Raw genomic sequence first — 3,249 nt, 5'->3', positions numbered from 1 at the left:
TCACCATCCCTGCTGAATAACTGTCAATACGGCGCTGGGCGTACGCTTACAAATAATGATCAATTTTGGCCAGATGCCAGCGTAGGCGGTTGCCCGCCGGTTGTAAGATGCCCCGATCGCCCGTTCGGAGCGCTTGCGCCAGATAGCGTTGTATGGGTTGACACGACGTCGCGTCGTCGCCAAGGCAAAGCGCCATGCCGTGCGAAAACTGCTCAAGCAGATCATGGACATAACGCCGGGCCAGTTGCACCTCATGGGTAAAATAGGGCAACGTTGCCTTAAGTTGGTCATAGCCTGGCGGCACCGATTCCCTCTATTGCGTCAAACCGTGCAGATGAAACTGCCGTGCGCCGGGATAGTTAGCCACCATATTGCAGTAATTGAGGTAACTGGTGTCATAACGCAGGTCGATGAATACCGTGGGCGGCATGAAGGACTTAAGCGGACGCGCAAGGGGTGACAGGGTGAAGCCACCCGCCCGTAAGACGGCCCTTTCGAGCTGCAGTATGAGCAACGGGACAGACGGATGTAGACCTTCATAAAGGGTTCGCGAGGCGGTGAACCGGTCCGGCACTGGCTGTTGGTGCGTGGCGGGCGCCGCCGGTGCCAAGGCGTCTCCTTCTGCCGGGGTGGCCACCGCCTGCCTGCTTGCTGCCGTCATGGGAACCGGATGATGGGCCACAATCGCGTATTGACGGCCTACCCCCTTGCCGCTGACGACATCCACCAGCGTTACCAGCAGATGATGAGGCTGTCTGTCGATGACCTTCAGCGGTAAGGTCACCTCGAAACTCGGCACTTCCCCTTTAAAATCATAATGGTCCGCGCCGGTCGCGGTAAGCGCCTCGCCGACGTGGACGGCCGGCGGGTTTTGATCGCCAAAGGCGGGTCGAGCGCACGTATTGAGCAGCGCGCTGGCTTTGGCGAAATTCGCGCATCCTGCTGAAGTCAACACATTCAACACAGGATCGCGCAGCCGCAACAGGTTATTACCCAACCTGATGGTGAGATGACGGGGGGAGCAATCCCTTGCCCGGCAGCGCCGACGCACACGCCAGCATAGCACCGGTATTGGCCTCACTTTGTTCTGCCATCATCGCGATGGCGTTCGCATACAACGGCAAAATCTGCTTGAGCGTCTCACGGTCCAACGCCGCGGGGGCGGTATCGGCGGCATACAGAGAAGCAAAAATTTCACCTCGGTGTTTTCGCAGTAAATAATCTATCAACTGCTGCGCCGTTTGGTGACCGGCCGGTTTGATGACTTTATTATGATCGCCGGGGGGGCTGATATTTAGCACTAATTGATCTCGGCGGCGCATCTCGTCAAATAATGTGTTATCCGTGTGAAGATCAAAAAGATCGTAATCCATGTAGGCCGCGATATCGTAATCGAGACGAATGATGTCATAGTGGTCATGTTAAAATTTAAGCGCATAGATATGCTTGTATTGATTGGTTTTCTGCGCCCAGGCGATGTCACAGACCGCTAATAGGTCAACGGATTTTTTCAACGTGGCAAAATGAGGCCCCCAGCTAACGGCGGCGGAGGGTAAAATGATAGGGGGATAGGCGTTGCGGCTTTGATATTCGCCTAATTCACTGACAAAGGGTTCCAATTCATGAATTTCCGCCTGGTCAGAACAAAGCTGCTGGGCGTCATAATCGTCTAGGCGTGAAAGAGTATCGAGGAGTAAGAGTCTGTCGATAGCGTAAAAATGTTCAGCCACCGCCTCGGCGCGTTCTCTTTTATCAGCGTTAACGCTCTCATGAGCGAGGGAAAGCTGGTTTTGTCTGCCGATGCGCGGCGTAGCGTCAGCGAATGAGGCGGCCCATGGCCACCCCGGCTGTGCCACAACGTTGCCCTCTTGTTCCCACGGCTGCGTAGCGCGCGTGTCCCGCAGCGCCTGCCGGGGCACCCTCGCCTGTATAGGCGCCGTGCGCGGCAGACAGTTGACCACCGATTGTGCATAGCGGCTCAACAGCGCGCTGGCGCTGCACAACCCTGCCGCGCGCGTTCGCCAGAATGCCTTGAACTGGACGACAGCCTCAAGTTTATAGTCGATATTCGCGGCTTGCTGCGCGTTTAACGGCGCCGGTTTGGTATGCTGAGCGGCAAAAAACAGCGCCGGCAGGCTGAGATAACCCAGCAATTGCAGCTCAAGGGTTTCATTGACCAAGACATTTAATAACGCTTCGCCGGTCTGTTGAAGCGCCTGGCGCGTCGGCGGCAGGGCCGCGTTTTTTTGCTGATAAACGTACAGCGAGCCCGCAAACAGCTTAGCGAAATCTTCATAGCCCACGGGCACATCGCCAAACCCCAGCAGGGCGGCATAATAGACGATCGGCAGCTCATCTTTGATACATTGCCGCCACAGCATATCAACCGCGCTTTTCTCCGCCGCCGGTAAACGATGCCATGCGCCACCGTCGATTTTCGCCACCGCATCGAGAGATAACAGAGAATTCAGGCTGTTTACCGTGAAAGTCTCATGATTCATCGCGGTCAGAAACGCATCGAGCAAATAGATATCAAGCGCGACCCCCAGCAAGGTGGTAAAAACGCGCTGTCTATGGATCGGGTCGGCGTAGTACTGAAGCAGGTCGGTGACCCGCGCTCTTGGCGCGAATGCCTCCTTATCCCGAACTGGTTGGCCACCCGAGTTAATTTCAGGATCGCGCGAAGGCCGCGCGCCGCCCTTCATGGTGAAAAGCGCCAAGATCCGGTTATGTGGTGTCGTCCCTTCTCCCCGCTCTAGCGGTTCGACACCGCCCGCGAAGACGGCGACGTCGCCGCGCTGCGCCGTTTTCTCATTGCTTGTGCCCACCGCCAACGGGTTCGGCGCGCTATCGACCTGCCGCCGCGTCATCACTAAGACCGAGGGGTTAACGCTGGAAAGCTGCGCGACAAGCGACGGGGTTGAGGGGCTCATGGCGGTCGCCGCCGCCAGCGCGGCGTGCCCGTGACTCTCTCTATTAGCTGTACAGCGGGCCGTTTCCATGGTGAAATTCCTTTTCGATGTCGCGCCTTGTCGGTGCGGTTTCCCTAGATGGCATTCCCTATTGATGAGATCTTTTCTTATCTTACTGCAACGCCGGTTAAGCTTATTATTGCCCTCTGCGAAACACGCCATTCCTAAGAATATCGTGTCGTCCACGCCCGCGACATAATGGAGATATTATCGTACCGCGCCCGCCCGCGGGATGATGAATATATTATCGCGCCCTGTACGCCTGCTGCGTGATGGG

At 56.7% G+C, this 3,249-nt stretch carries 4 protein-coding genes; all 4 read right to left on the bottom strand.

Features of this window, described 5'->3' with window-relative positions:
- Positions 1-46: 46 nt before the first annotated feature.
- The 4 genes from ACMX3H_RS20055 to ACMX3H_RS20040 all read right to left on the bottom strand — a co-directional run bounded on the left by ACMX3H_RS20055 (position 47) and on the right by ACMX3H_RS20040 (position 3,002).
- Complete coding sequence (locus ACMX3H_RS20055) at positions 47-304, bottom strand: hypothetical protein (protein ID WP_415211946.1); 258 nt, start codon at positions 302-304, stop codon at positions 47-49.
- 9 nt (positions 305-313) lie between these two features.
- Positions 314-982 (bottom strand): hypothetical protein, encoded by a 669-nt coding sequence (locus ACMX3H_RS20050; protein ID WP_415211945.1) that lies wholly within the window; start codon positions 980-982, stop codon positions 314-316.
- 7 nt (positions 983-989) lie between these two features.
- Positions 990-1,301, bottom strand: a complete 312-nt coding sequence (locus tag ACMX3H_RS20045; protein ID WP_415211944.1) for a hypothetical protein — start codon at positions 1,299-1,301, stop codon at positions 990-992.
- 120 nt (positions 1,302-1,421) lie between these two features.
- Positions 1,422-3,002 carry a hypothetical protein gene (locus ACMX3H_RS20040; RefSeq protein WP_415211943.1) on the bottom strand — a complete coding sequence of 527 codons (1,581 nt, stop codon included), beginning with the start codon at positions 3,000-3,002 and terminating at the stop codon, positions 1,422-1,424.
- Between the last annotated feature and the right edge of the window lie 247 nt (positions 3,003-3,249).

This window comes from Sodalis sp. (in: enterobacteria), from assembly GCF_047607725.1.
Taxonomy (GTDB): domain Bacteria; phylum Pseudomonadota; class Gammaproteobacteria; order Enterobacterales; family Enterobacteriaceae; genus JBLKSS01.
The sequence above is the reverse complement of the archived record's forward strand: the minus strand, read 5'-3'. Positions and strand labels throughout refer to the sequence as shown.

What these genes read in the sequence shown, in the direction of transcription:
- ACMX3H_RS20040 (WP_415211943.1), bottom strand. Translation starts at nt 3,002, where the DNA reads ATGGAAACGGCCCGCTGTACAGCTAATAGAGAGAGTCACGGGCACGCC.